The organism is Luteirhabdus pelagi, assembly GCF_016827595.1.
In the GTDB taxonomy this organism is placed as follows: domain Bacteria; phylum Bacteroidota; class Bacteroidia; order Flavobacteriales; family Flavobacteriaceae; genus Luteirhabdus; species Luteirhabdus pelagi.
This window is the reverse complement of record NZ_JAECMS010000001.1, coordinates 1,019,766-1,046,469: the sequence shown is the minus strand read 5'-3', so window position 1 is coordinate 1,046,469 and position 26,704 is coordinate 1,019,766. Positions and strand designations below refer to the sequence as shown.

Sequence of the window (26,704 nt, the reverse complement as noted above, 5' to 3'; positions counted from 1 at the left end):
TAAAAGCTAAGAACTGAATAATGACAGCAGACAAAGTATCTACCTTCGATGTGCTAATCGAAATTCCGAAAGGAAGTCGTAATAAATATGAATACGATTTCGACCTAAAGAAGATCCGTTACGATCGTATGATCTTTTCTTCCATGATGTATCCAGCCGATTACGGCTTTATGCCTGAAACCTTGGCATTGGATGGCGACCCGTTAGATGTATTGGTGTTGGTAACAGAGCCCACATTCCCAGGATGTGTAATAGAAGTGAAACCTATCGGCGTTTTTCATATGGCAGATGAAAAAGGACCTGATGAAAAGGTAATTTGTGTACCCGTTAGCGATCCTATCGCAAATAATGTAAACGATTTAGTGGAATTGAACCCACACCTTAAAAAAGAAATTGAACACTTCTTTCAAGTGTACAAGGATTTGGAAGAAAAGAAAGTCGATGTTGGTGGCTGGGGCGATGTAGAAGAAGCCAAGGATATCGTCGCCAAATGCGTCGACCGTTTCCGCTCTAGCGATGTTCCCGTAAAGGATGTAAGTATTCGCTAGTAACTATATTATATAACGTATTTCAACCCAATAATGAGAAGCAATAACCTAGACGGTTATTGCTTTTTTGTTTTACCCGATTTTGTTACTTTAGCACCGCTTTAACAAAACCTTAAATAAACATGGAACAAAACGTGATTTATGTACCGATAGCACTGGCTATTTTAGGCCTTTTATTCATGCTTGTCAAAATGAGCTGGGTAAAAAAACAGGCTGCTGGTAGTGAACGAATGCAATCAATTTCAAAAAGTATTAAAGAAGGAGCCCTTGCCTTTCTTAGTGCAGAATATCGCTTATTGGCAATCTTTGCCGTTATTGCTGCGGTACTGCTTTATATCATTTCTACCTTGGTAGATAGCACTAGCTGGATGATTGTACCAGCCTTTTTTATCGGTGCTATTTTCTCAGCACTCGCTGGAAATATCGGAATGCGTATTGCAACCGAAGCCAATGCGAGAACCGCTGAAGCTGCCAAAACATCCTTGCCACAAGCGCTAAAGGTTTCTTTTGGCGGTGGTACCGTAATGGGACTCGGTGTTGCAGGTCTTGCCGTGCTCGGACTTAGTTTGTTCTTCTTGTTTTTCCTAGGACAGTTTGTTACGGAAGGTGGCGATTTCTACGCTGAAATGACCGTTGTATTGGAAGCCTTGGCCGGATTCTCTCTTGGTGCTGAAAGTATTGCACTTTTCGCCCGTGTAGGTGGTGGTATTTATACCAAAGCTGCCGATGTTGGGGCCGACCTAGTTGGAAAAGTGGAAGCGGGTATTCCAGAAGATGATCCTCGGAACCCTGCAACCATTGCCGATAACGTAGGAGATAACGTAGGGGATGTGGCCGGTATGGGTGCCGACCTTTTCGGTAGTTATGTAGCCACCGTTTTGGCTGCCATGGTATTGGGGAATTATGTGATTCGCGATATGAGCGCAACGACCCAATTTACCGATGCATTTAATGGCATGGGACCAATCCTTTTACCACTCGTTATCGCTGGAGTAGGGGTGTTGGCTTCTATTATCGGAACCTTCTTGGTAAGTATAAAAAATAATGACGCAAAAGAACCACAAGTCCAGAAAGCACTTGATATGGGGAACTGGACTGCAATTGTACTAACATTGATCGCTAGTTGGTTCCTAATCGATTGGATGCTTCCTGAAACCATGACGATGAATTTCTTCGGTGAAGGAAGAGTTGAAGTTGCCTCTATCAATGTTTTCTGGGCTGCCTGTATCGGATTGGCCGTTGGAGCCTTGATCTCTTTTGTAACAGCCTACTACACCAGTCTTGGTAAAAAGCCGGTATTGGATATCGTACAGAACTCTTCAACAGGAGCTGCAACGAACATAATCGCTGGTCTAGCCGTTGGGATGAAATCGACTTTCTGGAGCGTGCTTCTTTTCGCTGCCGCTATTTATGGTTCATACGAATTGGCTGGCTTCTACGGAGTAGCCTTGGCGGCTTCTGCCATGATGGCGACGACTGCCATGCAGTTGGCAATCGATGCCTTCGGACCTATCGCCGATAACGCGGGTGGTGTTGCTGAAATGAGTGAATTGGAACCACACGTTCGTGAACGTACCGATATTTTAGACTCGGTAGGAAATACAACGGCTGCCGTTGGAAAAGGATTTGCAATTGCCTCTGCTGCCCTTACAGCCTTAGCACTGTTTGCCGCTTATGTAACCTTTACAGGTATTGATGGTATCAATATATTCCGTGCCGATGTGTTGGCAATGCTGTTCGTAGGAGGAATGATTCCAGTAGTCTTCTCCGCTATGGCGATGAAAAGTGTTGGTAAAGCTGCTATGAAAATGGTACGTGAAGTACGGCGACAGTTCAAGGAAATTCCAGGAATCATGGAAGGAACGGGAACTCCTGAATACGGTAAGTGTGTGGATATTTCAACGAAAGCAGCGCTTCAGGAAATGATTCTACCAGGCCTTCTAACTATCGTAACTCCTGTGTTTATCGGACTTGTTTTTGGTGCCGAGCCGCTAGGTGGTTATATGGCCGGCGTTTGTGTTAGCGGTGTTATGTGGGCGATCTTCCAAAACAATGCTGGTGGAGCGTGGGATAACGCTAAGAAAAGCTTTGAGGCTGGTGTTATGATTAATGGTGAAATGACCTATAAAGGAAGTGATGCGCATAAAGCAGCTGTAACTGGCGATACGGTTGGAGATCCATTTAAGGATACATCAGGGCCTTCTATGAACATCCTTATCAAGCTTACGTGTTTGGTCGGATTGGTCATCGCTCCTATCCTTGGAGGACATAGTTCTATGGATCAGGCTACCAATACGAATACGGACACGTATGTGATTGATGAAAACGGAAATCGTACTGCCGTGGATGGTAAGAAAATCCGTGAAGCAGATAAGGAAATCAAAGTGGATTATTCTGTTGAAGGTGACGTAGCAACTGCTAACGTTCGCATCATGACCAAAGAGAATGGTCAGGAGACTGTTGAGGAAAAAACCTTTTCAGGAACTGAAGCAGAAGTGAAATCACAGGTGGAAGCCCTAAAAAGAGAAGTAAGGAAACAATAAGATTTCCACACGGAAGAATATATAAAACCCTGCTTTCGAGCGGGGTTTTTTGTTTTAGACCTGCCGAATATTCAAACCCAGCAGGTATTCATGTTAAATTATATTTAACACAAGTTGTCTTCCTATATGAGAGTGTTATTTTAGGTGAACAATGGAATACAACGACCTAATCACTTTAGCGATTGCCTTTGGCCTTGGAATGCTTGTCGGTTTACAACGTGAAAAAACCGATAGCAAGATGGCTGGCGTGCGCACCTTCACCCTCATTTCAATATTGGGAGTGATGAGCGGTTTTATGACCCGAGAATTCGACAACCCTTTTATTTTGCCAGTTTTTGGTTTGGCTATTGCTGGATTTTTGGTTGTCGCGAATATCGTGAAGTTAAGGAAATTCGACGAAGCCGATGTCGGACAAACCACTGAGGTCGCCGCACTTTTAATGTTCGCCGTCGGAGCCTATTTGGTATTGGGCGATCAGGTCATCGGGGTAGTAGTTGGCGGTGCTTTGGCTATCCTTTTATATGTAAAGGAACATCTTCACGATTTCATTGAAAACTTAAAGGACAAAGACCTTGCGGCCATCATGACCTTTGCTGGGATATCGTTGGTAATACTTCCCATCTTACCAAATGAAACCTACGGTCCGTTAGACGTACTGAATCCAAGAAATATTTGGCTGATGGTCACGCTCATCGTGGGGATTAGTGTCATCGGATATTTCATTTATAAGTACGTTGGCAAAAATGTGGGGATCATCTCAAACGGTATCTTAGGAGGGTTAATTAGCAGCACAGCTACCACCGTAAGCTATGCGCGTAAAACAAAGGATTCTAAGGATATCAATAAAATGGCTGCATTTGTCATTCTTGCAGCCTCTACAATTGCACTTGCAAGGGTTTTGGTTGAAGTTGGGGTTATCATTCCGGAGAAGCTACCGCAAATTATCCTTCCCATTTTGGTTGAATTTGTTTTGATGATACTATTATGTGTGGGATTATTCTACCTTATCAATCAAGACGGAAAGGACGATGAAATGCCCGAACCCGATAATCCCGCGCAGTTTAAAAGCGCCTTGATTTTTGGATTGCTGTACGGACTAATTCTTCTTGCCGTAGCTTTCACCAAAGAAGAATTTGGGAATGAAGCCTTGTACGTGGTAGCCATTATCAGTGGCTTAACCGATGTGGATGCCATTACGCTTTCACTTTCCCAAACGATGAAGGGCGGGGGACTCGAAACGAATACCGGCTGGCGATTGATTCTTTTGGCTTCACTATCTAATTTGGTTTTTAAGGGTATTATGGCAGCGGTGTTAGGAACCAAAAAACTTACCAAATGGGTTGCGATCTCTTTTGGGATTTCAATCGTGGCGGGACTTCTTATTATGTGGCTATGGCCTGAAGGCTGGCATTTTTAATCAAAAACGCACAAGACCATATGTCTATTTTTACCAATGATCCTTTACAAATTATCACCTTTCAAAGCTATGGAACGAGCTCGCACCTCTATTGTCGAGGTCGTGCTCTAGAGGACGAAAACATCGATTTGACCAAAAAAGGATTTTTTTCACTGTTGAAGAATACCTGGAAGCGCTTTGAAACCGACGAAATTCCAAATACACGACTAAAACTTCAACTGCCCGACGATACCACACACTATATTCACACCAATCATGAAGGCTATTATAAAATTGACCTTCCGGAGAAAAACCTTCAACAACAAATCAATAGTGAAGGTTGGTTGCCGTACGAAATCAGTTATGATCCGCCTATAAAGAATAAGGTAATTCAACAGGAAAATCGGTTTCCAGGTGAAATGCTGATCCCGCCTTCAACAGCTAAGTTTGGTATTATAAGCGACATCGATGATACGATTTTGCATACCGGAGTTGCCTCCTTTTTCAAGTGGCGACTTATCTTCAATACGTTTTTCAAAAATGCTGAAAGTAGAAGTCCCTTGGAGGGTGCTGCAGACTTTTATCATATGCTTCACCAAGGAAAAACAGGAAAAGAGGCAAATCCACTATTCTACGTAAGTAATAGTCCGTGGAACCTATATCGATATCTGGAACTTTTTCTTCAGAAAAACAAATTTCCAAAAGGTCCGATTTTGTTACGCGATTTCCGGGCACCTTTCGAAAAAAGGATAAAACGAAAGCGGCCGCATAAGCAGCATGAAGTGCGAAATATCCTTGATACCTATCCAACTCTGAAGTTTATTCTGATTGGTGATGCCGGTGAACATGATGCGGATATCTATCTTGAAGTGGCAAAGGAATTTCCAGGTCGTATCTTGGCGATTTACTTGCGAAGTGTTCAGCATGCAAAAAAACGATTGCGAATATTGGAATTGTTCGACGGATTTAAAGCGGTACCAACATTATTGGTGGAGAGCAGTGAAGAAGCCGTTCAGCATGCTAAAGCGGCTGGTTTCATTGCGTAGTTTTTGAAGCTTTCTTTTTTACCGCTTTTTTAAAGTAGTCGTAAGTTGCTAATTGCGACTGTACCTTCTTTTTGTCGTTTTCCACATATCGATTCAACTGCATCTCATCGATGACGCGGGCTTTTACGTTGTCCTTTATCTGAATATCGATTACGTCACGAATAGTTTTATGAATATCTTTATCTAAAATTGGGGTTACAACCTCAATCCTGTGGGTTAGATTTCGCTTCATCCAATCGGCAGAACCGATAAACATTTTTTCCTCTCCATCATTTCCGAAGATATACACCCGGCCGTGCTCTAAAAAGCGGTCCAAGATACTAGTTATGTAAATTTCTTCACTCTGACCTTTAATGCCAGGAATCAAGCAACAAATACCACGCACCAGCAGTCGGATACAGACACCGGCTTTACTCGCTTTGTAAAGCAGTTTGATGGTTTTTTTGTCTTCCAAGCTGTTCATCTTGGCGATGATGTAGGCTTCCTTTCCTTTTTTTGCATTTGCGATTTCCTTTTCGATCATCGTTTCGAATTCGTCTCGTAAGGTGAAGGGCGAAATAAGGAGTTGCTGAGGTTTCGGAATGATCATCTTTCCCTCTAATACCAAGAAAAGTTTATGTAAATCCTCTGTAATTTCATCATGGGATGTCATCAATCCGAAATCGGTATATAGAGTAGCGGTGTCTTCGTTGAAATTTCCGGTAGCGATATAGCCATAGCGTTTGGTTTCACCATCGACTTCCCGTTCAATACACGCAATTTTTGAATGTATTTTGATGGCAGGAAAACTATAGATTACATTCGCGCCTTTTTCTTCAAAAATATGGCCCCACTTAAAGTTGTTGCGTTCGTCGAAACGTGCCTTGACTTCAATAAAAACGGTTACTTCCTTGCCGTTTTCTGCGGCGCGAACAATCGCATCGTTTAAACGGCTTTCATCGGCCGACCGATAAATGGTAATCTTTATAGAACTCACTTTTGGGTCTTCAGCGGCTTCTTCCAATAATCGAATTATTGGTTCAAAGGCTTGATACGGATAGTGAAGAATTTGATCTTTTTCATCAATCGCATCAAAAATGGAATTGGCATCTGTCAACACCGGATGGGGAAGAGGTGGAAGGTCATTGTTCGATAAATAGTTCTTAGAACTCGGATTGGGAAAGCCGAAAAAGTCACGGAAATTATGATAGGTACCACCTTGTACAATATCTGTAGCATATACATCCAAAGCATTCTTCACCACTTCCTGAAAGGGTTTCGGCATTGTTTGGTCTATCAATAATCGGGTGGCCTGACCTTTATCACGCTTCGGTAATGATTTTTCGATTTTCTCCTTTAAGTTTCCAGAAAATTCATCGTCAATATACAATTCGGCATCTCTTGATTTCTTAATCGCATAATGCTGAATTTGCTTTTCACCTTGTGGACTTTGCTTCAGGTTATATTTCAAGATATCATCGATAAAGGTGATGTAGTGGTTGCCGTTTTGCTTCGGAAAGGTGAAGAAACGCGGTTCATCATCGGGAATCTTCACCAATTGAAATTCCGTTTCACTTAATTGGGCTGCGAGATATAATGCTTCATTTTCAATAAAAACATCATCCTTGCCCGTACATGGATTGCAGCTAATACGAAGTTTTTCCTGAAGTGTTTCTTCAAAATACGTCTTGGCAATTTCCTTTTGGGTGGCAGAAAACTCTTTGTGTGAAATAAGGTGAATGTTTTCTCGCTTCAGGGCAGGAACGATATCTTCCTTAAAGATTTTTCCAAATTCTTCCTGTTGCATCGCCACCTGCTTCTTGATTTCCTTTAGTACTTTATTCGGCTTGGTAATCAGTTTTTTCCGAAGCGGTTTCTCAATCTTTTTAATCTGTCGAATATCGGAAACCCGAACGCGGAAGAATTCATCTAGATTTGAAGAAAAGATCGCCAGAAACTTGATGCGCTCGTACAATGGATTTCGAGTATCAGCGGCCTCTTGAAGCACTCTGTGGTTAAAGCGAAGCCACGACAAATCGCGGTGATAATATTTGGTGTTGTATAATTTTCCCATAGCCAGTTTCCCCGTAAATAAAGGGATTCCTATTCATTTCAATCGCAAGCAAAATACGGAAAGCGAAAGCGAAACTATGTTTGGGAAATGTTAAGGTTTAGAGCACTCTTGATTAGAATAATCCATGCAGTTCCGCATCAATTTTATTGATCACGGTTCCTAAATCCTCGGGATCATCTACGAAGTTTAAGTTGTCTACATCCACAATCAATAAATTGCCTTTGTCGTAGTCATGGATCCAAGCTTCGTAACGTTCATTTAGTCGACTTAAATAATCGATACTGATAGAGTTTTCGTAGTCGCGACCGCGTTTATGAATCTGGTTCACCAAATTTGGAATACTGCTTCGTAGATAGATGAGCAAATCTGGCCCTTCCGTAACGCTTTCCATCAAATCGAATAGCGAGCGATAATTTTCGTAATCGCGATTCGTCATAAGGCCCATCGCATGAAGGTTGGGGGCAAAAATATAAGCATCCTCGTAAATGGTTCGGTCTTGAATGACGTCCTTTCCCTTTTCACGAATATCCAAAATTTGCCGAAACCGACTGTTCAGGAAATACACTTGTAGGTTAAAGGACCAACGTTCCATTTGATTGTAGAAATCATCGAGATACGGATTATCTTCTACATCTTCAAAATGCGCTTTCCATTTATAATGCTTGGAGAGTAAACGAGTCAGTGTGGTTTTTCCAGAGCCTATGTTTCCTGCTATGGCAACGTGCATATACTATTCTTTCTTTGGTTGGTTTCGGGTGAAGGTACGCAGCTTCGTACCGTCGTAAAGATACAGGATTTCCTGTGTAAGGTACAAGTCGAATGCTTGGTTTTCCTTTATTGGAAGTTCAAAAGGTTGAATGGTAACCGAATCCTCTTTTTCTTCAGCCATATCGGGAATATGAAACAGTTTATTTCCCTTCAAAACAAATACTTTTTCATCCTGTTGAAAAACATGGGTATAGGTATCGTTTGGCAATTCCTTCAGCAAACTTCCATACACATTAAAGCTTCGCAATTTTCGTTCGGTCAACAAAAAACAATAGTTGAAGTTACTCGCCAATCCTAATAATTGCCCTGGGAATGGCTGCGACACAATCGTTTTTCGCTGGGTTCTGTAGTTGAAGAGTTCTAGTTGTTGGGTATCGATATTGAAAAGCCAAAGGCGGTTATTTCCGGCATTATTTGCCGCACCAACATTCGTGAATTCAGGCACACTGTTGAAGTTGATGCGCTCGATTTCATTCAAGCGGTTGTCCAATAATACCACCGTATTGGTCATTTCATAGAAAACAACAATATTCAGTGGATTGATGAGGTCTACGGAAGTAATTTCACCTAATTGAAAATCGTTAAAATTATAATCGCCATCGGCTCCTGTTTTGTGAAGCACCATGTCCTTAGTGAAATATAGATTTTTATAGCCATCGACACCCAGAAAGGTGTCGGCCACCAATGGAATGGAATCGCCTTCAGTGAAGGATTGTCCATATAGTAGGGACGCCTGAAGCAGCAATAAGAAGAACAACGATTTCATGTGTGGGTAAGATACGAATTTCAACATTCTAAAGATTCACTTGAGAACAAAACGGAGGGTTTTCATTGAAATTGTAATATTGTATGGAAGTAATCGTCTTTCTGCTAAACCAACCTTCAACCCAAATGAAAAAATCAATACTCCTGTTAACGCTATTTGGATGTCTCACCTTTAGTATCGCACAAGACTTCACCGGCATCGCTACCTATAAAACCGATCGTAAGGTCGACCTAAAACTTGATGGTGACGGCATGAACGACGATATGCAAGCCCAAATTGCTGCTCAGCTGCGAAAGCAGTTTCAAAAGGAATATACCTTAACCTTCAACAAAGAAGAGTCGGTCTTTGAAGAGGTGGAAAGCTTAGACGCCCCTGCCCCACAAGCTGGCGGTTTTCAAATTACAGTGAGCGGCGGCAACGATGTTGTGTATCGAAATGTGAAGAAGAACGAATATCGCAATCAAACTGAAATCTTGGGTAAGCCATTCCTAATTATCGATTCGCTTCAAAAACCGGAATGGGAACTTCATTCTGAAACGAAAAATATTGGTAATTATACTTGTTTTAAGGCAACACATAGCCTGGAAGTAACCGAAAAGACCATGAGCAGTGAGAGCGATAGCCTCGTTGAGGTAACAAAGCTGAAAACCACAACGGCTTGGTATACTTTGGATATCCCATTACCGCACGGACCAGAGGAGTTTTGGGGATTGCCAGGAATGATACTTGAAATAAGCGACGGTGATCTTACTATTTTGTGCTCCAAAATTGTCCTTAACCCTGAAGCGGAAATCAATATAGAGGTACCTTCGAAGGGAAAAGAGGTGACACAGGCCGAGTTCGACGAGATTCAGGAAAAGAAAAATGCGGAAATGCTGGAACGCTTTCAAAGCGATGGTCGAAAAAAAGGAGAAGGCAGTTCATTTCGGATAAAAATCGGAGGTTGATAAAACCTTTTGCATCTTTTAAAGTCTAAAAGGTTTTGTAACAAAATTGACTGGACGAGACCTATCTTCCAGAAAACCGATACCTCTATGAGAACATTTTTTCTAACCATTACACTGCTGTCTTACCTTTTTAGTATTTCGCAAAACATCAGTGGAAAGGCTGAATATCAATCGAAGACCACTATTGATATGGATAATTTTGGTGGTTCCGAGATGAGCGAGCAGATGAAGCAGCAAATCGCCGAACGTATGAAGAGCATGTTGGAAAAGACGTTTATTCTTACGTTCAATGCCAACGAATCTATCTATAAGGAAGAGGAAAAGCTTGAGACCGGTGGAGGGCGTGGCTTTGGAATGATGATGAATAGCTTTAGCGCTGGACCACAGTATAAAAATCTAAAGGAAAATGTGTTATTAGAGGAGCGTGAATTCTTTGGAAAGCAATTTTTGATAAAAGATACACTAAACGGGCTGAATTGGGAAATCGGTAAGGAGAGCAAGCAAATCGGTCAGTATTTGGCTATCAAAGCAACCGCGACCAAGGAGATCGATGAAAACGATTTCAGTATGGCACGTAGGCGAAACCGAGATCGGGACGAAGGTGAAAAAGAAGCCGATTCCACCAAAACTGAAAGCGACGATCCGATGGATCAAATTGAAGTTCCAAAACAGATATTGGTCACGGCTTGGTTTACGCCTCAAATCCCCGTGGGGAATGGTCCTGGTGAATACGGCGGACTACCAGGATTAATTCTGGAACTGAATGCTTATCGAACCACTATTCTCTGCACAAAAATTGTGATGAATCCTTCGGAAATGGATGCAATCGAACCATTGACGAAGGGTGAGGAAGTGAGCCGTTCAGAATATAACGCCATTATAGCCGAAAAAATCAAGGAAATGCGCGAAAACTTCCGAAATCGGGGAGGACGTCGTGGCAGAAACTAATACCCAACCAATCATATGACCCACAGAAACTTGTTTTCTTTATTGCTGCTGCTTTTGCTAGCGGCAAGTACCAACTCCCTTATGGCGCAATCTATTAAGTTGCGCGGAACCATCCAAGATAGCATCGGGCAACCACTCGAATTAGCCAATGTGGTTGCCATGGTGCAGGGTTCGTCTACCATGGAAGGCTATTCCATCACCAATTATGAGGGTCGCTACCAGATGGACCTTTCAAAAGGGAATAACTATTCGGTTCGAGCTAGTTTTCTAGGATATGAAGCACAGGAAAAGATTGTGGAAGTACCGGCAGATGCCGAGGATATAACGCTTAATTTCAATCTTAATTCCTTAGCAGATGAATTGGAAGGAGTTGAAATTGTATACGAAATGCCCGTAACGGTGAAGGGAGACACTATTGTTTATAATGCTGATAGCTTTAATCGGGGCGATGAACGCAAGTTGGGCGACGTGATGAAAAATCTTCCTGGCGTAGAGGTGAATGAAGATGGTGAAATACAAGTGGAGGGGAAAGCCGTTCAAAAGGTGATGGTGGAAGGAAAGGATTTTTTTGATGGCGATTCGAAATTGGCGACAAAGAATATTCCTGCCGATGCTGTCGATAAGGTTGAGGTACTGCGAAACTACAATGAAGTAAACCAAATGCGTGGTTTGGGGAACGATCAGGATAATGTCGCCATCAATATTCGTTTAAAGGAAGGAAAGAAAAAGTTTTGGTTTGGAGAGGTCACTGCCGGAGGTGGAATTTCAGATCGCGATGAGCAAGGACGCTATTTAGCACATCCCAAATTGTTTTATTACAGTCCGGATTATAGTATCAATTTGTTAACGGATTTCAATAATATCGGGGAAGTGCCTTTTACGTTTCGGGATTATTTCAACTTTACCGGGGGTTTCAGAAACTTTAACCGTGGTGGAGGTACGCAGTTTAATATTAGTGAAGGCGACTTAGGATTTGCTATTGCGCGGAACAATCGAGCGCAAAATATTGAAGCCGGCTTTCTGGCAGGAAACTTCAGTTGGAAGGCTTCGGAAAAGTGGGATCTCAGCGGTTTTGCGATTTTATCCGACAATAAAACCGATATGGTCACCAATAGTATTCGGGAATTTATCGGTTCCGGAACGACAGAAACCACTAATTCAACAAACGATCAAAGAAGTCAATTGGGAATGTTCAAGCTCAGTTCTGTGTATAAACCGAGTGTCGATTTTCAATTGGATTACGATGTATTGCTGAAGGCTTCGAAGCAAACGGAGGATGCCAATACGCTTTCCTTATTCGAGGATATTACGAACGATATTTCAGAAAGAAAGGAAAATACACCTGCGAGTATCAATCAAAACGTGAATGCATACTATACCCTAAATGAAAAAAATATTTTCGCAGGTCAGTTGCAGCATTTATACCAAGATGAAGATCCATTCTATCGAGTGTTACAGGATGTTTTTGCCTTTCAGAATATTATCCCGGTCGATAACGAACAGCAGCGGTACAATATCAACCAACAGAAAAACGTGAAGACTCATAAAATTGATGGGAAGGTCGATCATTATTATGTGTTGAACAATACCAGTAACTTAAATTTCACCTTGGGAGGAACCTATAGTCACCAGCAATTCGATAGCAGAATTTTCCAGTTATTGGATAACGGAGGCGACCAGCAATTCACGGAAACGTCGGAAGTAAATGGGGAAACATTCCCGTTGCAAAATGACGTGAATTTTGGCTTTACAGATTTGTTTGCCGGCATTCATTATAAAGTGAAGACCGGTGCCTTTATTTTTACGCCAGGCGTGACGCTTCATAATTATAATGTGAAGAACGACCAACTTGGGTTGACCACCAGTCAGAATGAATGGAATCTTTTGCCCGATTTAAATATTATTTGGGAGCTGAAAAAGAGTGAAAACATTCGCTTCAATTATGCGATGTCGGCGCAATATACCGATGTAAACGATTATGCTGAAGCCTATGTCCTGAACAATTACAACCGCTTATATCGTGGAAATCGCTTTTTGGAAAAATCGCTGGCGCATACCTATAACCTAACGTATTTCAGCTTTAACATGTTCAACTACACGAATATTAGTGCTTCCTTGAACTATAGCAGAAGGGTAGAGGCCATCAAAAACCAATTGGACATTTTTGCCATCAACCAAGCCAGTACACCGTTTAACATTGATAGTAATTTTCCAGATGAAACCTTTTCAGCAGTAGGGCGCTTTAGCAAGCGGGTGAAAAAGCTTCAGTTTAGAGCCAATGCAAATCTTTCCTATAGTCAATCGTTTAATACGATTAATCAACAAATTGCAGAGAGTACAAGCTTCACCCAAAACTATGAAGGAAGTATCCGAAGCAGCTTTAAGGAATGGCCAAATTTTGAAGTAGGATACAACTTCACCCTAAACGATTATGAAAATGCCAACCAAGGACGCACATTCTATACCCATCGACCTTTTGCGAATATTGATGTCAATTTTCTAAAAGATTTTACCTTAAGTGCCGATTGGGAATATTACAACTATTCAGATGAATCGAATACGGTAGAAAATACCTATTCATTCCTAAATGCAACCCTCTACTATCAAAAAGGGGAAAGCCCGTGGGAATTCGAACTGAGAGGGGATAACCTATTGGACACGGAATTCTTGAATAACGACAGCTTCAACGAACAGTTTAACACTACTTCGCAATATTTTGTCATGCCACGAATTTTTATGCTCGTGGTTCGATATGAGCTATAGGTTAGTTTGAAAATTAGATAATTTAAAGATAGACGAACTTTCAAATCTTCAAATTCATCCATTTTCAAATTTTTATTTCAGTATCTTGAAGCAAAAAAAGATGCGAAATATATTCTTCGGAATTGTCATTGCACTCCTTATCGTATTCGGATTTTTGGATGCCCGAAAAAAGGCGTTGGTCGTGGTAAATGCGAAGGCTACGGTTGCGTACGACTTAAGCTTGGTGGAAACAAAAGTAGACCCAGAGACCCGCACCGTAAGCATTACAGGGATTCCCGAACCCGAACTCAACATCAATCCAAACATTGAATATTACGACGTACAGCAAGATTACCTCAATCAGTTTGAGGCATCAGACTATAACAAAATAAAGAATAAGGTTGAAACTGAGTTACGCGAAAAAATTGAAGATTCACCACTCATGACCAATGCTAACAATCGGTTGATTTCCGAATTGCAGAAAATCTATATCCTTACCAATAGCATGGGGTGGACACTCCGGTATATGGGTGAGCCGGTTAATGAGGAAGAGAAATTACAATCCATTAAACTATAATACTGTTGCCTTCTTTTTAAGTTGCACCTTTATCTGTTTCTTTGTAGAAAATTAAGCTTATGAAAATCAAGTCGGCTTCTTTTGTTGTTAGCAACAGCGATGTGGCAAAATGCCCTATGAACCCAATTCCGGAATATGCGTTTATCGGACGAAGTAATGTGGGCAAGTCGTCGCTAATCAATATGCTAATGAACCATAAGGGCTTGGCAAAGACGTCGGGAAAGCCCGGAAAAACGCAATTGATCAATCATTTTATCGTAAACGATAATTGGTATTTGGTCGATTTGCCTGGCTATGGGTATGCGAAGGTTTCCAAACAAACAAAAAAGAAGTTCCAGAAATTTATCACCGACTACTTTTTGCTTCGGAAGCAGTTGGTCATGGGGTTTGTATTGGTGGATGTACGCCATGAACCCCAAAAAATAGATGTGGAGTTTATGCAATGGTTGGGAGAGCAACAACTTCCGTTCGGAATTATTTTTACAAAAGCAGACAAGTTGAAGCCAAAAGCCCTGGAGCGAAATATAGAGGCTTATCAACAGGAATTATTGGAAACCTGGGTAGAGCTACCGCCAATTTTTGTTACTTCCGCTACCAATGGAACGGGACGCGATGAGGTGTTGGAATATATCGGGTCGGTAAACCGTCAGTTGTCAGACGTTACGCCTTAGATTAAAACCTCACAGTTTTCGAAAACCTTCGAGGAATGAAGTTCTATTTTTCGTATAACTCCAACTTCTCCGCGAAATATTCAGAGAAATCGCGCATGGTGGCGCTCATCTTTTCATCGCTAGTAGCACGTTCGAAGGTGTCGGCCATCGCTTGCAGCGTTTGGTGAAAAAAGATTTTCATATCGTCTAATGGCATATCCTTGGTCCATAGGTCGATCCGCAGCGATTCGCGTTTGTTATGATCCCAAACATTCAAAAACACAGCCTTTGCTTCGGCTTTGTCGACACCACCATCCTTGGCTGTCCAATGTAATTTTTCGGGTACTTTGTTTTCGTCGACCGATACTTCAATATTGATATTTGACTTCTGATTTCCCATTACTTTGCCGGTTTGTATTTTGAATTATTAAAAATTTCCTCTGCTGGTTTCTGTAGCATTTGCTTAATGCTGATATCGTTATTTTGCATATACGCTTCCACGATTTTCCAACCGATGTAGCGGCCGATTTCTCCTGGCGACTCATTGTCGATTTCAAGGTAGAACTTTGAAAAAGGCGCTGGATTCAAAAACCTGGCTCCTAATTTTGGCTCTGAGCTGTAGAGCAATTCATTCTCTACAAAATAGCGCCAAATTTGTTGTTCGTTCTCTTCCGCCCATTGCCATTCTTCTGGTGAATACCCTATAATGGCACAATCTTCAGCATTAGGAACCCAAAGATTTTTGAGGTATAAAATTTTACCATAATATATCATCTGTCCCAAGAAATGACGTTTTCTAGGGTAGGCGGTAAGTTGCTTTGCATAAGCTTCAGCCACATCGGGAGCGATTTGGGAAGGCTTCAGATTTTTCGAAAAATATTTTTGTATGCCTTCGTAGAACGGATGCTCCGCACCTAGATAGGTGTCAAGCGAAAGCACCATCAACGAATCGGTGGCAATAGCTTTATTCTGGTAGTCCACGTCGCTCGTAACCGTAACAACAGTAGGGGCTTCGAATTCGGGGAAGTAGAATTGTATATGTTGAAATAAAGGCGTCAATTCATCTTCTAACACCGAATTATTCGGGAAGGCTTTATCCACTTCTGCATCCAATTGCTGTTGAAGCGTGTCCTGCATCTTACCGATCCAAATGCTATCGTGAAACTGTTTTGGAAAGAAGATAGGATAGTTCGCTTTCAGCTGAGGTAAATCTGAAGGCGTTGCCTCGGCAAAGATCTGATCGAACCGAACGATGTCGAATTCCATCGGAATCGCTTCGATTTTTGCTTCCCGTTCCGATGTTCTGTCACAACTGAAAAGGACTGTTAGGGAAATAAAAACTGTAAAAAGTTGAAGAATTCTATTCATCGTTTATTCACGTTCGTTTTTGTTATTTTTACGAGGCAATTTTCCGAAGCATTCGGCGGCCACAAAAATAGGGCTTCTCTTCGGATTTCAACACCCTAAAAGATTTCAATATGCAAACTGAAAAAGTAGCAAATCATATCATAACCTGGTTAACCGATTATTGTAAAAACGCCAAGATGGAAGGTTTTGTTGTAGGGGTGAGTGGCGGCATCGATTCGGCGACCACATCAACCCTATGTGCCATGACTGGCTTGAAAACCCACGTACTGGAAATGCCCATACATCAGGCGAAAAGCCAGGTAACAAGGGCGCAGGAGCATATTGAGCAACTGAAAGAGCGCTTTCCTAATGTTAGTAGCGATGTGGTGGACCTCACACCGGTATTTGAACAATTTAAAAAACAAGTCCCCGATGCGCAAGACAACACCTTGCTCGATCTTTCGTTAGCGAATACGCGTGCACGGCTCAGAATGACAACCCTTTATTACTTTGCGGGTTTGCACCGGTATTTGGTGGCAGGTACGGGAAATAAGGTGGAGGATTTTGGCGTTGGCTTCTTCACTAAATATGGTGATGGCGGTGTCGATCTAAGTCCGATTGCCGATTTGATGAAAAGCGAAGTATACAAAATCGGGGCGTATGTGAACGTCCCAGAATCGATTATGAAAGCGGCGCCCACCGATGGTTTGTTTGGTGATAGTAGAACCGATGAAGACCAGATTGGAGCGAGTTACGACGAATTGGAATGGGCGATGAAAATGGAAGCGGAGGATAAGGAGATTGGCGATTTCTCAGGCCGTGAAAAAGAGGTTTACAAAATCTATCAACGCTTGCATCGTGCTAACTTACATAAGATTACACCCATACCCGTATGTGAAATCCCAGACAGCTTACGATAACTTCCGTTATTGAACGAATTTTCTTGAAGTTGGACGAATAATATGCTATTCAGTCCAACTTTTTTTTAGTTTTGATTTGTAGTATAAATATTACAAAAACCTCACTAGCGGATTTGATGTCCCCGAAAACCGCTGCTTACATAAAGAAGTATGAAAAAAATAGTAATTGCAGACCATCATCCGATTACACGTAAGGGAATTGCATGTATGCTGAAGAAGAATACGGATGATTACGCCATTGTTGCAAAAGCGAATAATGGTGAAGAACTGTATAACAGTTTACAGGAGCACAGTCCTGACATTTTAATTATGGAAATTGATATGCCGCAAATTAACGGGATTAATGCGCTGCGGAGTATCAAGGACTCTTTCCCACAGACAAGGGTAATCATCTTTTCTACCCACCCGGAAGAAATCTACGCCTTGCGTTCCATCAAATCTGGAGCTGCCGGATACATTCCAAAAACAGCTTCGTCAAAAGTCTTCATGAAAGCACTTAAAAAAGTAGCAAAAGGGGGTATTTTCTTGAATGAGGAATTGACATCTACCTTTACAAGTCGAAATGTAGGGGAGAGTAGCGCCATAAGTCGTTATAAAAAGCTTTCTTCCCGGGAAATCGAAGTATTGAATCTTCTTTCCCGCGGAAAGCGAAACAAGGACATCGCCAATGCCTTGAACATTAATGAAAAGACGGTGAGCACCTATAAAACTAGGTTGTTGAAAAAACTAAAAGTGGACAACTTGGCCGATCTGATTCATCAGTCGAGAATGTTCCAATTTGGATAGGCCGTTTATAATACGCGACGGAGCTTCTCTGAAAGAACCTTTCGAAGCGTGTTGTAGTCGATAATATGCTGTAAGTGCTCTTGACTCTGGTCGGGAGCATTTTCTTTTATATCGTTGGAAAGCTCTGCAATCTTTTTATTGACTAGTTCACGGCGCAAATTTAGAATGGTCTCATTCACCATTTGTGAAATACCGTATTTCTTTTCCTTCACATAAATATCCATCCGTTCCCAATCGTGAAGCTGGTATTTTTCTTCCTCCATTAAAATATCGGTAACCGCTTCAGCCTCCTCTGGTTGTAAACTATTTACAAAGGAGTCTACCTGAAATTCCTGTTGTTGGTTAAAGCGATTGATGATTTCAGCATACAATTTTTGAAAATCGGGATGGCTGAATTCCATTTCATCTTCCTGAAGATCTAAGTAAATTTTCTCAAATACTCTGGCATTAACCTTTTCTGGCTTTAGAATAACTTCGCCATTTTCATCGGAATCCAATAGTACATCTTCAAACTCTTCTTCAATAGAACCATAAAGTAGCAGCAATTCGATGATTTTTCGTTCCAGTTCATGTTGAACGTTGATCTTTTTGACAGGCTTTGGATCGTCGGCCACCTTCTGAAGTTGTTCCTGTGGCTTGCTCCATTTTTTGGAATTGTCGCGACGGTTCTTTTCAAGTATTTGTGCAAGGGTATTGAATAGCACTTCTTCCGAAATATCCATAATTCGAGCGCATTCCTTGATATACAGCTCGCGCTTTATGTCATCTGGAATTTTAGAGATGCTCTCTACCATATCGCGGATGGTCTCAGCCTTTTTAATAGGGTCGCCCTTTGCTTCTTCGGCCAGCAAAGAAGCTTTAAAGCTCATAAAGTCTCTAGATTGTTCGCTTAGGTATTCTTGAAGTTCCTCTAGACTATTTTTCCGCGCAAAACTGTCGGGGTCTTCGCCTTCGGGAAAGGTACACACCTTTACATTCATGCCCTGGGCCAAGATTAAATCGATTCCGCGTAGCGATGCCCGTAGCCCGGCCGCATCGCCATCAAATAGAACAGTGATGTTATTGGTAAGCCGATGAATCAATCGAATTTGCTCATGCGTAAGTGCAGTACCGGAAGAAGACACTACATTTTCAATTCCTGTTTGGTGAAACTGAATTACATCGGTATAGCCTTCAACCAAATAACAAGTATCTTCCTTCGCAATCGCTTGCTTGGCATGATAAATACCATACAATACCTTGCTTTTATGATAGATATCACTTTCAGGAGAATTGAGGTATTTGGCCGCTTTTTTATCGTTGGTGAGAATTCTTCCGCCAAACCCGAGGGTTCTTCCACTCATACTAAAAATGGGGAACATAACCCTTCCCTTAAACCGGTCAAATTGCTTGGTTGCTGCACCCGTAGAAGCATCGCCCTTTACAATAGTAAGTCCCGTCTTCTCTAAAAACTCAAGCTTATACCCTTTTTTGATGGCATGTGAAGTAAACGCCTCCCAGCTATCGGGCGAATATCCCAATTCAAACTTTTTGATGGTTTCAGGAGTGAAGCCTCGTTCCTTGAAATAGCTTAAACCAATGGCCTTGCCCTCTTCTGTTTTCAGTAGCGTGTTATGAAAATATTCCTTTGCGAATTCTGAAACCACATACAAGCTTTCCCGTTCGTTGGCCGCTTCCTTCTGTTCGTCTGTTTGTTGGGTTTCTTCAACTTCTATCCCATATTTTTTCGCGAGGTATTTGATGGCTTCTGGATAGGTGAAATGTTCGTGCTCCATTAGAAAAGCGATGACATTTCCACCCTTTCCACTACTGAAGTCTTTCCAAATCTGCTTGACTGGCGAAACCATAAAACTCGGTGTTCGCTCGTCGGTAAAGGGACTTAATCCTTTAAAATTACTGCCCGATTTCTTCAAATGAACAAAATCGCCAATGACCTCCTCTACGCGGGAGGCATCGAAAACGGCGTCTATGGTCGATTTTGCTATCATGAAGTGCTATAGGTTGAAGCTGTAAAAATAACATTTCAAGAGTAGAAGATAACAAAAAATGCTGCTTCTTAAGAAACAGCATTTCGAAACACTTAAAAAAAGGATTGGTTAGTCCATATCGAATCGAAGTCCGAGTGAAATATTCCGTTGTTCTACTGGATTATCCTTAAAAATAGGATTGAGGTCATACTTCACATACAGAGCGGTGTCGCGCCATCCAAGATAAGCACTTACGCCATAAATAAAGTTGTTGGTATTGTACCCGCCTTTCAGCTTTTCCTTGATATCTTGGCCGTCTTCCTCATACTTCAGTTTTTGACGCGCTCCCAATTTGATTCCGGCATATCCACCAAATCCAAACTTGATCTGATCGCGGGTGGAATATCGGAAATAGGTATCCTTTTCAATCTTTTTGGACGGCCCTATTTCAAAGTGAATAGGAATAACGAGGTTATCCATACGGAATTTTGATTTGTCCAATTCGACCGGAAATTCTTCCAAGACAGTCTGCCCTCCCATATCAACAAAGTAGCGGTTATCCGTTGGCTTCAACCCATTGAATTGAAAGGAAAATCCATATTTTACGCGGAGCCAGTTCGAGTTCTTAAACACACGGGTTTTCCATGCCCAGCCCAATTCAGCAAATCGGCTTCCTCCGAGTTTGAAATCGCTATCGTTCAGCGATTGTCCTTCGGTAATAACGTTGTTGAAACCGACCGCTAGTACAAAATCACTGGTAGTGCGTCGGTCATACTTTCGCTCTTTATTTTTCTTTCCTAAAAAGATGAAAGTATCGTCATCGTCGTTGGAACCTATCCGCAACACTACACGGTCGTCATCGTCGGAGTAGGTTTTTTCTTCAGCATTGCGTTCTAGAAGCGCTATTTTGTTATCGACGATGGCCAAACGATTTTCAATATTCAATGCTCTTTTTTGTGCTGCCTCTTTTTTGAGGTTTTCGGCTTCTTCGTAAGATAGTTGTTCGTTTTCCAGTCGTTGCTGGATATTCTCAACTTCTTCCTTAAGGGCTTCTTTTTCTTCGGAAACGATTTCCTCACGTAAAGCCTGAAGCATTTCTATCTGCTCTGCATTGGTTTCCTGTGCAAGAACGCCAACGGTCGATAAAAGCCAGAGCGACATGAGGGTACATAGTGTAATGATTTTCATAATGATTTGATTTTAGTGCGCATAGCAATCCTACCCAATCGACCCGACTGGGCAGACTGCTACATGCTTGATTGATGAATGAATGATGTTAGTTGTTGCGTTCGGCCATGGCTGTCCGGATTTTTTGAAAGCCATCGCCTAAAGCGTCGAATACTTTTTCCCGAAAGCTTCGTTCTAGTTCAAGCTCGACATCCAATAGTAGGGCGGCCGCATCTACTTTTTGGGTGTTGGCATCCAAGATTCGCTGTGTGGCTAATTCGGCTTGGGCTTCCGCCAACAATTTATCGATATCGTCAGCGGTTATGCTAGGATTTGCTTCTGCCAGTGTCTGCACTTTTTTCGCTGTTTCCTGAATCTTTTTATCCATGGGATTTTCAGGTGCTATTTTTTTTGTTTCTTCCTTTGTTTCCACTTTCGCAATAGTTGCTTCGGTTTTATCGGTTGTATTGTCTTGAATCGCTGTCTTTTTTATAGGTGAAGAAGCCTTCTCTGGACGCTTCCTATTTGACTGCTTTTCAACTTCTGCGAGCTGTGTTTCAGGTTGGATTTCCTCTTTTTCTGAAACTATTTCTATCGGAGCAATTGGTTGAAGTTTTTGTTCTTCAGGTGACGCATTGTTTTCTTCAACCAAGGCATCGTTGGAAACTTCGTTAGTATCTGAAAAGATCCAGGGCGTCAGTAATAAGAAACCCACTAAACAAGCGGCTGCTAAGTACCAAAAGGGCTTTAGGTTGCGGCGCTTTTTGGGCTCGCCCAGCATTTCTTCCATACGTTCCCAAGCAGTATCGCTTGGCTGTAGCTCTCGCGATTCGAAAGCCGTCTTTAGTTGTTCTTCTATATTATTATTCCGTTCCATAGCTTGTTTTGTTTTGGTGGTGTACCCATTCCTGTAATTGCTGTCGGGCCTTCGACAATTGCGATTTTGAAGTGCCTTCAGAAATTCCCAACATTTCAGCGATCTCGCTATGTTTATATCCTTCCACTACGTAAAGTATAAAAACAGCTTTGTATCCACTGGGTAAGGCGTCTATCAAACGCTGCAAATCTTCAACCTCTAATGCATCGCTTGGTTTTTGTGCATGATCTAAAGAATTAATGAGAATATCCTCGTCCTTCATTACTTCAACTTTCCGCTTGCGAAGGGCATCGATGCTTTCATGGACCATAATTCTACGAATCCAACCTTCGAAACTCCCTTCACCCGAAAAGGAATCCAACCGTGTAAAGACCTTTTGAAAACCTTTCAGCATTACATCCTCTGCCTCCTGTTCATCCTTCATGTATTGTCGGCATACGCTTTTCATCTTCGGCGCGAACAATTCGAACAATGCATGTTGTGCTTTTCGATTGTCCTTCTTCGCCTTTTTGATCAGGGAAGCATAGTTTTTATGTAATGAAATTAGTTTCATAAACGCGCTGCCGTTTGGGCCTTCTATTTATATAGACGGAAGATATGACAAAATGGTTGCCTGAGGGGTGAAAAAAATTAAATTAGTCTGAAGTCTGGAGTCTAAACTCTGGAGTCTGGAGCCTGGAGCCTGGAGTCTGGAGTCTGAAGTCTGAAGTCTGGAGTCTGGAATCTGGAGTCTGGAGTCTGAAGTCAATAGATGGTGGTTGGGGAGTAAGATAGGGGCAAAGCAGAGAAGGAGCAAAGAGGCAAAGTGTGTTTTTTGAATATGAAAAAGGAGATTTTTAGTTGCCTACAACCTATCGCCTACTGCCTAAAGCCTACAGCCTACAGCCTACGGCTTTGTTTATTTTTTCCGCTCAATCACATAATTCACCATCAATTCGAGTGAGTCTTTGTATGGTGATTTTGGATAGGGTTGAAGCAATGCCATGGCTTTCGTTTGGTATTCCTTCATCTTTGAAACCGCATAGTCTAATCCGCCGCTATCCTTCACAAATTGAATAACTTCCTTCACTCGTTGCTTGTCCTTGTTATGGTTTTTTACGGAATTGATAAGCCATCTACGGTCTTTATCTGAAACGGTGTTCAAGGTGTGAATAAGCGGAAGGGTCATTTTTTGTTCCTTGATATCGATACCGGTTGGTTTTCCGATTTTTTCTTCACCATAATCAAACAGGTCGTCTTTAATCTGAAAGGCAATCCCGATGAGTTCCCCAAAATGACGCATCTGTTCTACGGCTTTTTCCGAAGCATATACCGATTGCGCCCCCATGGCACAACAGGCTGCGATAAGCGTTGCTGTTTTCTGTCGAATGATATCGAAATACACGTCTTCGGTAATATCTAATCGACGCGCCTTTTCAATCTGAAGCAATTCGCCTTCGCTCATCTCGCGAACTGCCACCGATATGATTTTCAGCAAATCGAAATCGTCATTATCGATCGATAGTAACAACCCTTTTGAGAGCAGATAATCACCTACCAAAACAGCAATTTTGTTTTTCCAAAGGGCATTAAGGGAGAAAAACCCACGTCTTCGGTTACTATCGTCTACTACATCATCGTGTACCAAGGTTGCGGTATGAATAAGTTCAATGACGCTGGCACCGCGATAGGTTCGCTCTTTCACTTCACCATCGCCCAGCATTTTGGCAATGAGAAAGACAAACATTGGGCGCATTTGCTTTCCCTTTCGATTTACGACATAATGAGTGATTCGATTTAGCAATGCTACTTGCGACGACATGGACTTTGAAAATTTCTTTTCAAACAATTCCATCTCGGCATCGATGGGCAATCGTATTTGTGAGGTGATTTTCATCTATTGTTCCCAAAAATACATGAAAAGGGATTAGGATTAAAAAAAGAAGCGAAGATGATAATGTCTTCGCTTCCTGCTATTTTATGAAACTGACTTATTCAGATTCTACTCGATTTCGATAGAGTGATGTGTCAATACAGTTTTTCATAGCTTCTTTATCTAAGCTGATACCTAAAAATCGTTCAATTCGTTCCAGTACCGGCTTTGGATTTTTCAGCACTTCCGTGTAATTAACATATAGGATTTCTACACCGGGTTCCTTCTTATTCCAAATGTTAACATTGGATAGCATTTTTTGGTATTTATTGTATAGGGTAATAGGGAACTCTTCGGGTTTTTTCCCAATCATTTTTTGTTGCGATTGAATAACTTCATTGAGATCGCGATTCATAAAAATGATTTTATATCGAAACTTTTTGTCAAGGTGTTTTAACAAGGGTGCAACAATCTTCAATCCCTTGTCTTGGGCGTCGGTCAACCATGAATTGTCTTTATAAAGAGACATTACAGGCTCGTATTCGTAATACCCTTTAGGATTCGAAACATCCGCCTCTCGTTTTTCATCTTGAAGAATATCCACTCCGCCTTTATCTAACATCTGCATCATTAAGGAAGTTCCGGAACGAGGCAGTCCTGATACCACTGTAATTTGATTTTTGCGATATACATTTGAGACCTTATCCTCAAATTCGATATCGAGTTCTAGTTTTTCAATTACATTTTCAAGCGATTGTTCAGCTTTGTGAAATTCTTTTGGTTTTAATTTGGAAGCCATTTCGAATGCTATCTTCGCGTTTTCCAAGTCTCCCATCCCTTCTAAGGCTTGCCCCAATACATAATGTGCTTTTGGAAAAAACTTCACTAATTCGATACTCGTCAATGCATAATTTGCGGCATCTTCATACTCTTCTAATTGGACTAGAGTGTCTGCTAATGCCGTATAGAAAATTGCTTTTTGTGGTTCCTTTTCAATAGCCTCTTCTAATATATCTCGCGCTTTTTCAAATTCTCCCAATTGAAAGTGAAGTTTTCCAATACGAAACAACACTTGACCCGATTCATTACGTTTACGATCTTCTTCAAGAATTTTCAAAGCTTCTTTTGGCCTACCGATTTCTTCCAAAATCTTTGCTTCCGTAAATTTCAAATTGTACTTGATTTCGGTGTCAGAATCCTTAACCAAGCCAAGATACTCATGAGCTGTCTCAAATTCTTTCTCCATAATAGCGATACTGATTAAGTCCATATAAAATGGAGCTTTATCAATATCGTCGTCTTCCCTTAATAGTTCTAGCAATGGTTTTTTAGCGTTTGAAAGGTCTTTTTTACCAAGATAAACTCGGGCTAAATTGTGTTTGAGGTCAATTCTGGTTTTTCTGATAGCTTTTTCATATTTTTCATCAAGCTTTTCAACGTATCCCAACTCGACGAGTTGTTGCATAGTTTCTTCGTCCGACAAGGGATCGGTTTCGGTGTTTGAAAGATCTAAATCGGCAAAATCGCCTTCTTTCTTATCCCAGCTATCGATATATTTAGGCTCGCCAGGTTCTTTGAAAATATCCAAAATTACTTTTCCATCCATGTCTTTTCCAATGGGAAGTCCATAATGATGAAGAATTGTTGGTGCCACGTCGATTAATCCCATCCCAAATATTTTTTGATTCTTTTTAATATTGGGTCCGGCTGCCACGAACATTCCAAACTGACGATGTTCCAGGGAGGGTGCTGCTTGTACTTTCGGCATTTCGAGGATTCGCTTTTCGCCTGATTCAAAACCATGATCGGACATAATAATTATAGTCGTATCGTCATCAATCAGTTGAAGGGCACGCTCAAGCATCATATCTTGAAAGCGATACGAACCGGTTACGGCATCTTTGAAGATATCATAATTTTCTTGTTTTACAGTAGGTAGTTTTGGTGGGTGATACTTCATGAAACTATGGCAAAAGTGGTCGATCATGTCATGATATATCGCCATAAAATCCCATTCACTGGTTCTCAACAACCGTGTTGCCGCATTATGTAACGAAGTGTTTTCCGATACTATTTTACCAATCGCATTAAGCCCTTTATGGTTTTCTTGATCAACATCATGCGCACGAGGAACGAATGGATATAAGTGCGCTTCGGTTATTTCAAAAGGAAACATCCGCAGTCCCTTGAATTCATCTTTATTTTCCCACGGATGAATTGAATTTGCACTCATGGGGGTTTGCTTCATTGGATCACGGTGTGTTTTAGGATACCTGTCGGAAACAATGTAACCATTAATAGGTTCTGTGGGGAAACTTGGCCACCATCCTACAAGATTACTTTTCATGCCTTGGTTGTGGAAGATGTTCCAAAGCGCTCTTGTTTTTCGTGATGTTGTCGTAACAGGGCGCACAGTTTTTTTATCTGGGGTGACTTCAATAAACCCAAGAACCCCATGTTTATCAGGTGTTTTTCCCGTAGCAACTGAAGTCCACAGCATGGGCGAATAGGGTGGGTTCATAGTACTCATGTTGCCGTAAACGCCTCTTTCAATCACACTTTTTAATGCGGGCATTTTACCTTGTTTAATCAACGGCCATATAATATCCCAATCTGCGGCATCCCAGCCAATTAAAAGCAATTTATTCTTTTTCATTTTCCTTTTTTTGATTGTGAAGCACTTTAGCCTTTCTCCATGCCGTAAATCCGATATCGCCTAAGGCTAATATTCCTAGCGATCCTACAATAGGAATGTTATTTATGTCAAATTTTTGCCTTTTATCTTTGTTTTTATTCATTCTTGT

Annotated in this window: 23 protein-coding genes; 11 read left to right on the top strand and 12 right to left on the bottom strand. The window is 41.5% G+C overall.

Annotated elements, in window-relative coordinates; all coding sequences use genetic code 11:
* Positions 1-20: 20 nt before the first annotated feature.
* From I4Q58_RS04780 to I4Q58_RS04765, 4 genes are all read left to right on the top strand, one after another.
* Positions 21-548 (top strand): inorganic diphosphatase, encoded by a 528-nt coding sequence (locus I4Q58_RS04780; protein WP_203294250.1) that lies wholly within the window; start codon positions 21-23, stop codon positions 546-548.
* Positions 549-670: 122 nt separating this feature from the next.
* Complete coding sequence (locus tag I4Q58_RS04775; RefSeq protein ID WP_203294248.1) at positions 671-3,091, top strand: sodium-translocating pyrophosphatase; 2,421 nt, start codon at positions 671-673, stop codon at positions 3,089-3,091.
* Positions 3,092-3,242: 151 nt separating this feature from the next.
* Complete coding sequence (locus I4Q58_RS04770; RefSeq protein WP_203294246.1) at positions 3,243-4,508, top strand: MgtC/SapB family protein; 1,266 nt, start codon at positions 3,243-3,245, stop codon at positions 4,506-4,508.
* Positions 4,509-4,528: 20 nt separating this feature from the next.
* Positions 4,529-5,533 carry an App1 family protein gene (locus I4Q58_RS04765; protein ID WP_203294244.1) on the top strand — a complete coding sequence of 335 codons (1,005 nt, stop codon included), beginning with the start codon at positions 4,529-4,531 and terminating at the stop codon, positions 5,531-5,533.
* Here I4Q58_RS04765 and ppk1 read toward each other — a convergent pair.
* From ppk1 to I4Q58_RS04750, 3 genes are all read right to left on the bottom strand, one after another.
* A complete protein-coding gene (gene ppk1, locus I4Q58_RS04760; RefSeq protein ID WP_203294242.1) occupies positions 5,523-7,586 on the bottom strand; it encodes a polyphosphate kinase 1 in 2,064 nt (687 codons plus the stop codon). The genes I4Q58_RS04765 and ppk1 overlap by 11 nt on opposite strands.
* 112 nt (positions 7,587-7,698) lie before the next feature.
* On the bottom strand, positions 7,699-8,313 hold the full coding sequence (locus I4Q58_RS04755) for a deoxynucleoside kinase (protein WP_203294240.1): 615 nt from the start codon (positions 8,311-8,313) through the stop codon (positions 7,699-7,701).
* 3 nt (positions 8,314-8,316) lie between these two features.
* A complete protein-coding gene (locus I4Q58_RS04750) occupies positions 8,317-9,120 on the bottom strand; it encodes a hypothetical protein (protein WP_203294238.1) in 804 nt (267 codons plus the stop codon).
* 125 nt (positions 9,121-9,245) lie between these two features.
* On the opposite strand from I4Q58_RS04750, the gene I4Q58_RS04745 reads away from it, so the two are divergent.
* The 5 genes from I4Q58_RS04745 to yihA all read left to right on the top strand — a co-directional run bounded on the left by I4Q58_RS04745 (position 9,246) and on the right by yihA (position 15,005).
* Positions 9,246-10,067 (top strand): GLPGLI family protein, encoded by an 822-nt coding sequence (locus I4Q58_RS04745; RefSeq protein WP_203294236.1) that lies wholly within the window; start codon positions 9,246-9,248, stop codon positions 10,065-10,067.
* A gap of 87 nt (positions 10,068-10,154) precedes the next feature.
* On the top strand, positions 10,155-11,015 hold the full coding sequence (locus I4Q58_RS04740) for a GLPGLI family protein (RefSeq protein WP_203294234.1): 861 nt from the start codon (positions 10,155-10,157) through the stop codon (positions 11,013-11,015).
* 15 nt (positions 11,016-11,030) lie between these two features.
* The gene (locus tag I4Q58_RS04735; protein WP_203294232.1) at positions 11,031-13,778 is read left to right on the top strand and encodes a TonB-dependent receptor; all 2,748 of its coding nucleotides are present in this window, start codon (positions 11,031-11,033) and stop codon (positions 13,776-13,778) included.
* Positions 13,779-13,878: 100 nt separating this feature from the next.
* Positions 13,879-14,334, top strand: coding sequence for a DUF4230 domain-containing protein (locus I4Q58_RS04730; RefSeq protein WP_203294230.1), 456 nt, complete (start codon positions 13,879-13,881; stop codon positions 14,332-14,334).
* A gap of 59 nt (positions 14,335-14,393) precedes the next feature.
* The gene (gene yihA, locus I4Q58_RS04725; protein ID WP_203294227.1) at positions 14,394-15,005 is read left to right on the top strand and encodes a ribosome biogenesis GTP-binding protein YihA/YsxC; all 612 of its coding nucleotides are present in this window, start codon (positions 14,394-14,396) and stop codon (positions 15,003-15,005) included.
* Between the two features lie 43 nt (positions 15,006-15,048).
* Here yihA and gldC read toward each other — a convergent pair whose 3' ends face one another.
* Positions 15,049-15,384 carry a gliding motility protein GldC gene (gldC, locus tag I4Q58_RS04720; RefSeq protein WP_203294225.1) on the bottom strand — a complete coding sequence of 112 codons (336 nt, stop codon included), beginning with the start codon at positions 15,382-15,384 and terminating at the stop codon, positions 15,049-15,051.
* Positions 15,384-16,352, bottom strand: a complete 969-nt coding sequence (gldB, locus tag I4Q58_RS04715) for a gliding motility lipoprotein GldB (protein ID WP_203294223.1) — start codon at positions 16,350-16,352, stop codon at positions 15,384-15,386. The genes gldC and gldB overlap by 1 nt, the downstream gene beginning before the upstream one ends.
* A gap of 110 nt (positions 16,353-16,462) precedes the next feature.
* On the opposite strand from gldB, the gene nadE reads away from it, so the two are divergent.
* Both nadE and I4Q58_RS04705 read left to right on the top strand, forming a co-directional pair.
* Positions 16,463-17,251, top strand: coding sequence for an NAD(+) synthase (nadE, locus tag I4Q58_RS04710; protein ID WP_203294221.1), 789 nt, complete (start codon positions 16,463-16,465; stop codon positions 17,249-17,251).
* Between the two features lie 150 nt (positions 17,252-17,401).
* Positions 17,402-18,037, top strand: coding sequence for a response regulator (locus I4Q58_RS04705; RefSeq protein WP_203294219.1), 636 nt, complete (start codon positions 17,402-17,404; stop codon positions 18,035-18,037).
* 5 nt (positions 18,038-18,042) lie between these two features.
* Here the strand turns inward: I4Q58_RS04705 and dnaG are convergent, their stop codons facing one another.
* The 7 genes from dnaG to I4Q58_RS04670 form a co-directional block, all read right to left on the bottom strand.
* Positions 18,043-20,025: a DNA primase gene (gene dnaG, locus I4Q58_RS04700; protein ID WP_203294217.1), complete on the bottom strand. Its 1,983-nt coding sequence runs from the start codon at positions 20,023-20,025 to the stop codon at positions 18,043-18,045.
* Positions 20,026-20,133: 108 nt separating this feature from the next.
* Complete coding sequence (locus I4Q58_RS04695) at positions 20,134-21,192, bottom strand: cell division protein ZapA (protein ID WP_203294215.1); 1,059 nt, start codon at positions 21,190-21,192, stop codon at positions 20,134-20,136.
* An 88-nt stretch (positions 21,193-21,280) separates the two neighbouring features.
* Positions 21,281-22,048: a hypothetical protein gene (locus I4Q58_RS04690; RefSeq protein ID WP_203294213.1), complete on the bottom strand. Its 768-nt coding sequence runs from the start codon at positions 22,046-22,048 to the stop codon at positions 21,281-21,283.
* Positions 22,035-22,601: an RNA polymerase sigma factor gene (locus I4Q58_RS04685; protein WP_203294211.1), complete on the bottom strand. Its 567-nt coding sequence runs from the start codon at positions 22,599-22,601 to the stop codon at positions 22,035-22,037. Before I4Q58_RS04685 ends, I4Q58_RS04690 begins: the two co-directional genes overlap by 14 nt.
* 345 nt (positions 22,602-22,946) lie before the next feature.
* Positions 22,947-23,924 carry a polyprenyl synthetase family protein gene (locus tag I4Q58_RS04680; RefSeq protein ID WP_203294209.1) on the bottom strand — a complete coding sequence of 326 codons (978 nt, stop codon included), beginning with the start codon at positions 23,922-23,924 and terminating at the stop codon, positions 22,947-22,949.
* Between the two features lie 94 nt (positions 23,925-24,018).
* Positions 24,019-26,556, bottom strand: a complete 2,538-nt coding sequence (locus I4Q58_RS04675; RefSeq protein ID WP_203294207.1) for an alkaline phosphatase family protein — start codon at positions 26,554-26,556, stop codon at positions 24,019-24,021.
* Complete coding sequence (locus I4Q58_RS04670; protein ID WP_203294205.1) at positions 26,543-26,698, bottom strand: hypothetical protein; 156 nt, start codon at positions 26,696-26,698, stop codon at positions 26,543-26,545. Before I4Q58_RS04670 ends, I4Q58_RS04675 begins: the two co-directional genes overlap by 14 nt.
* Between the last annotated feature and the right edge of the window lie 6 nt (positions 26,699-26,704).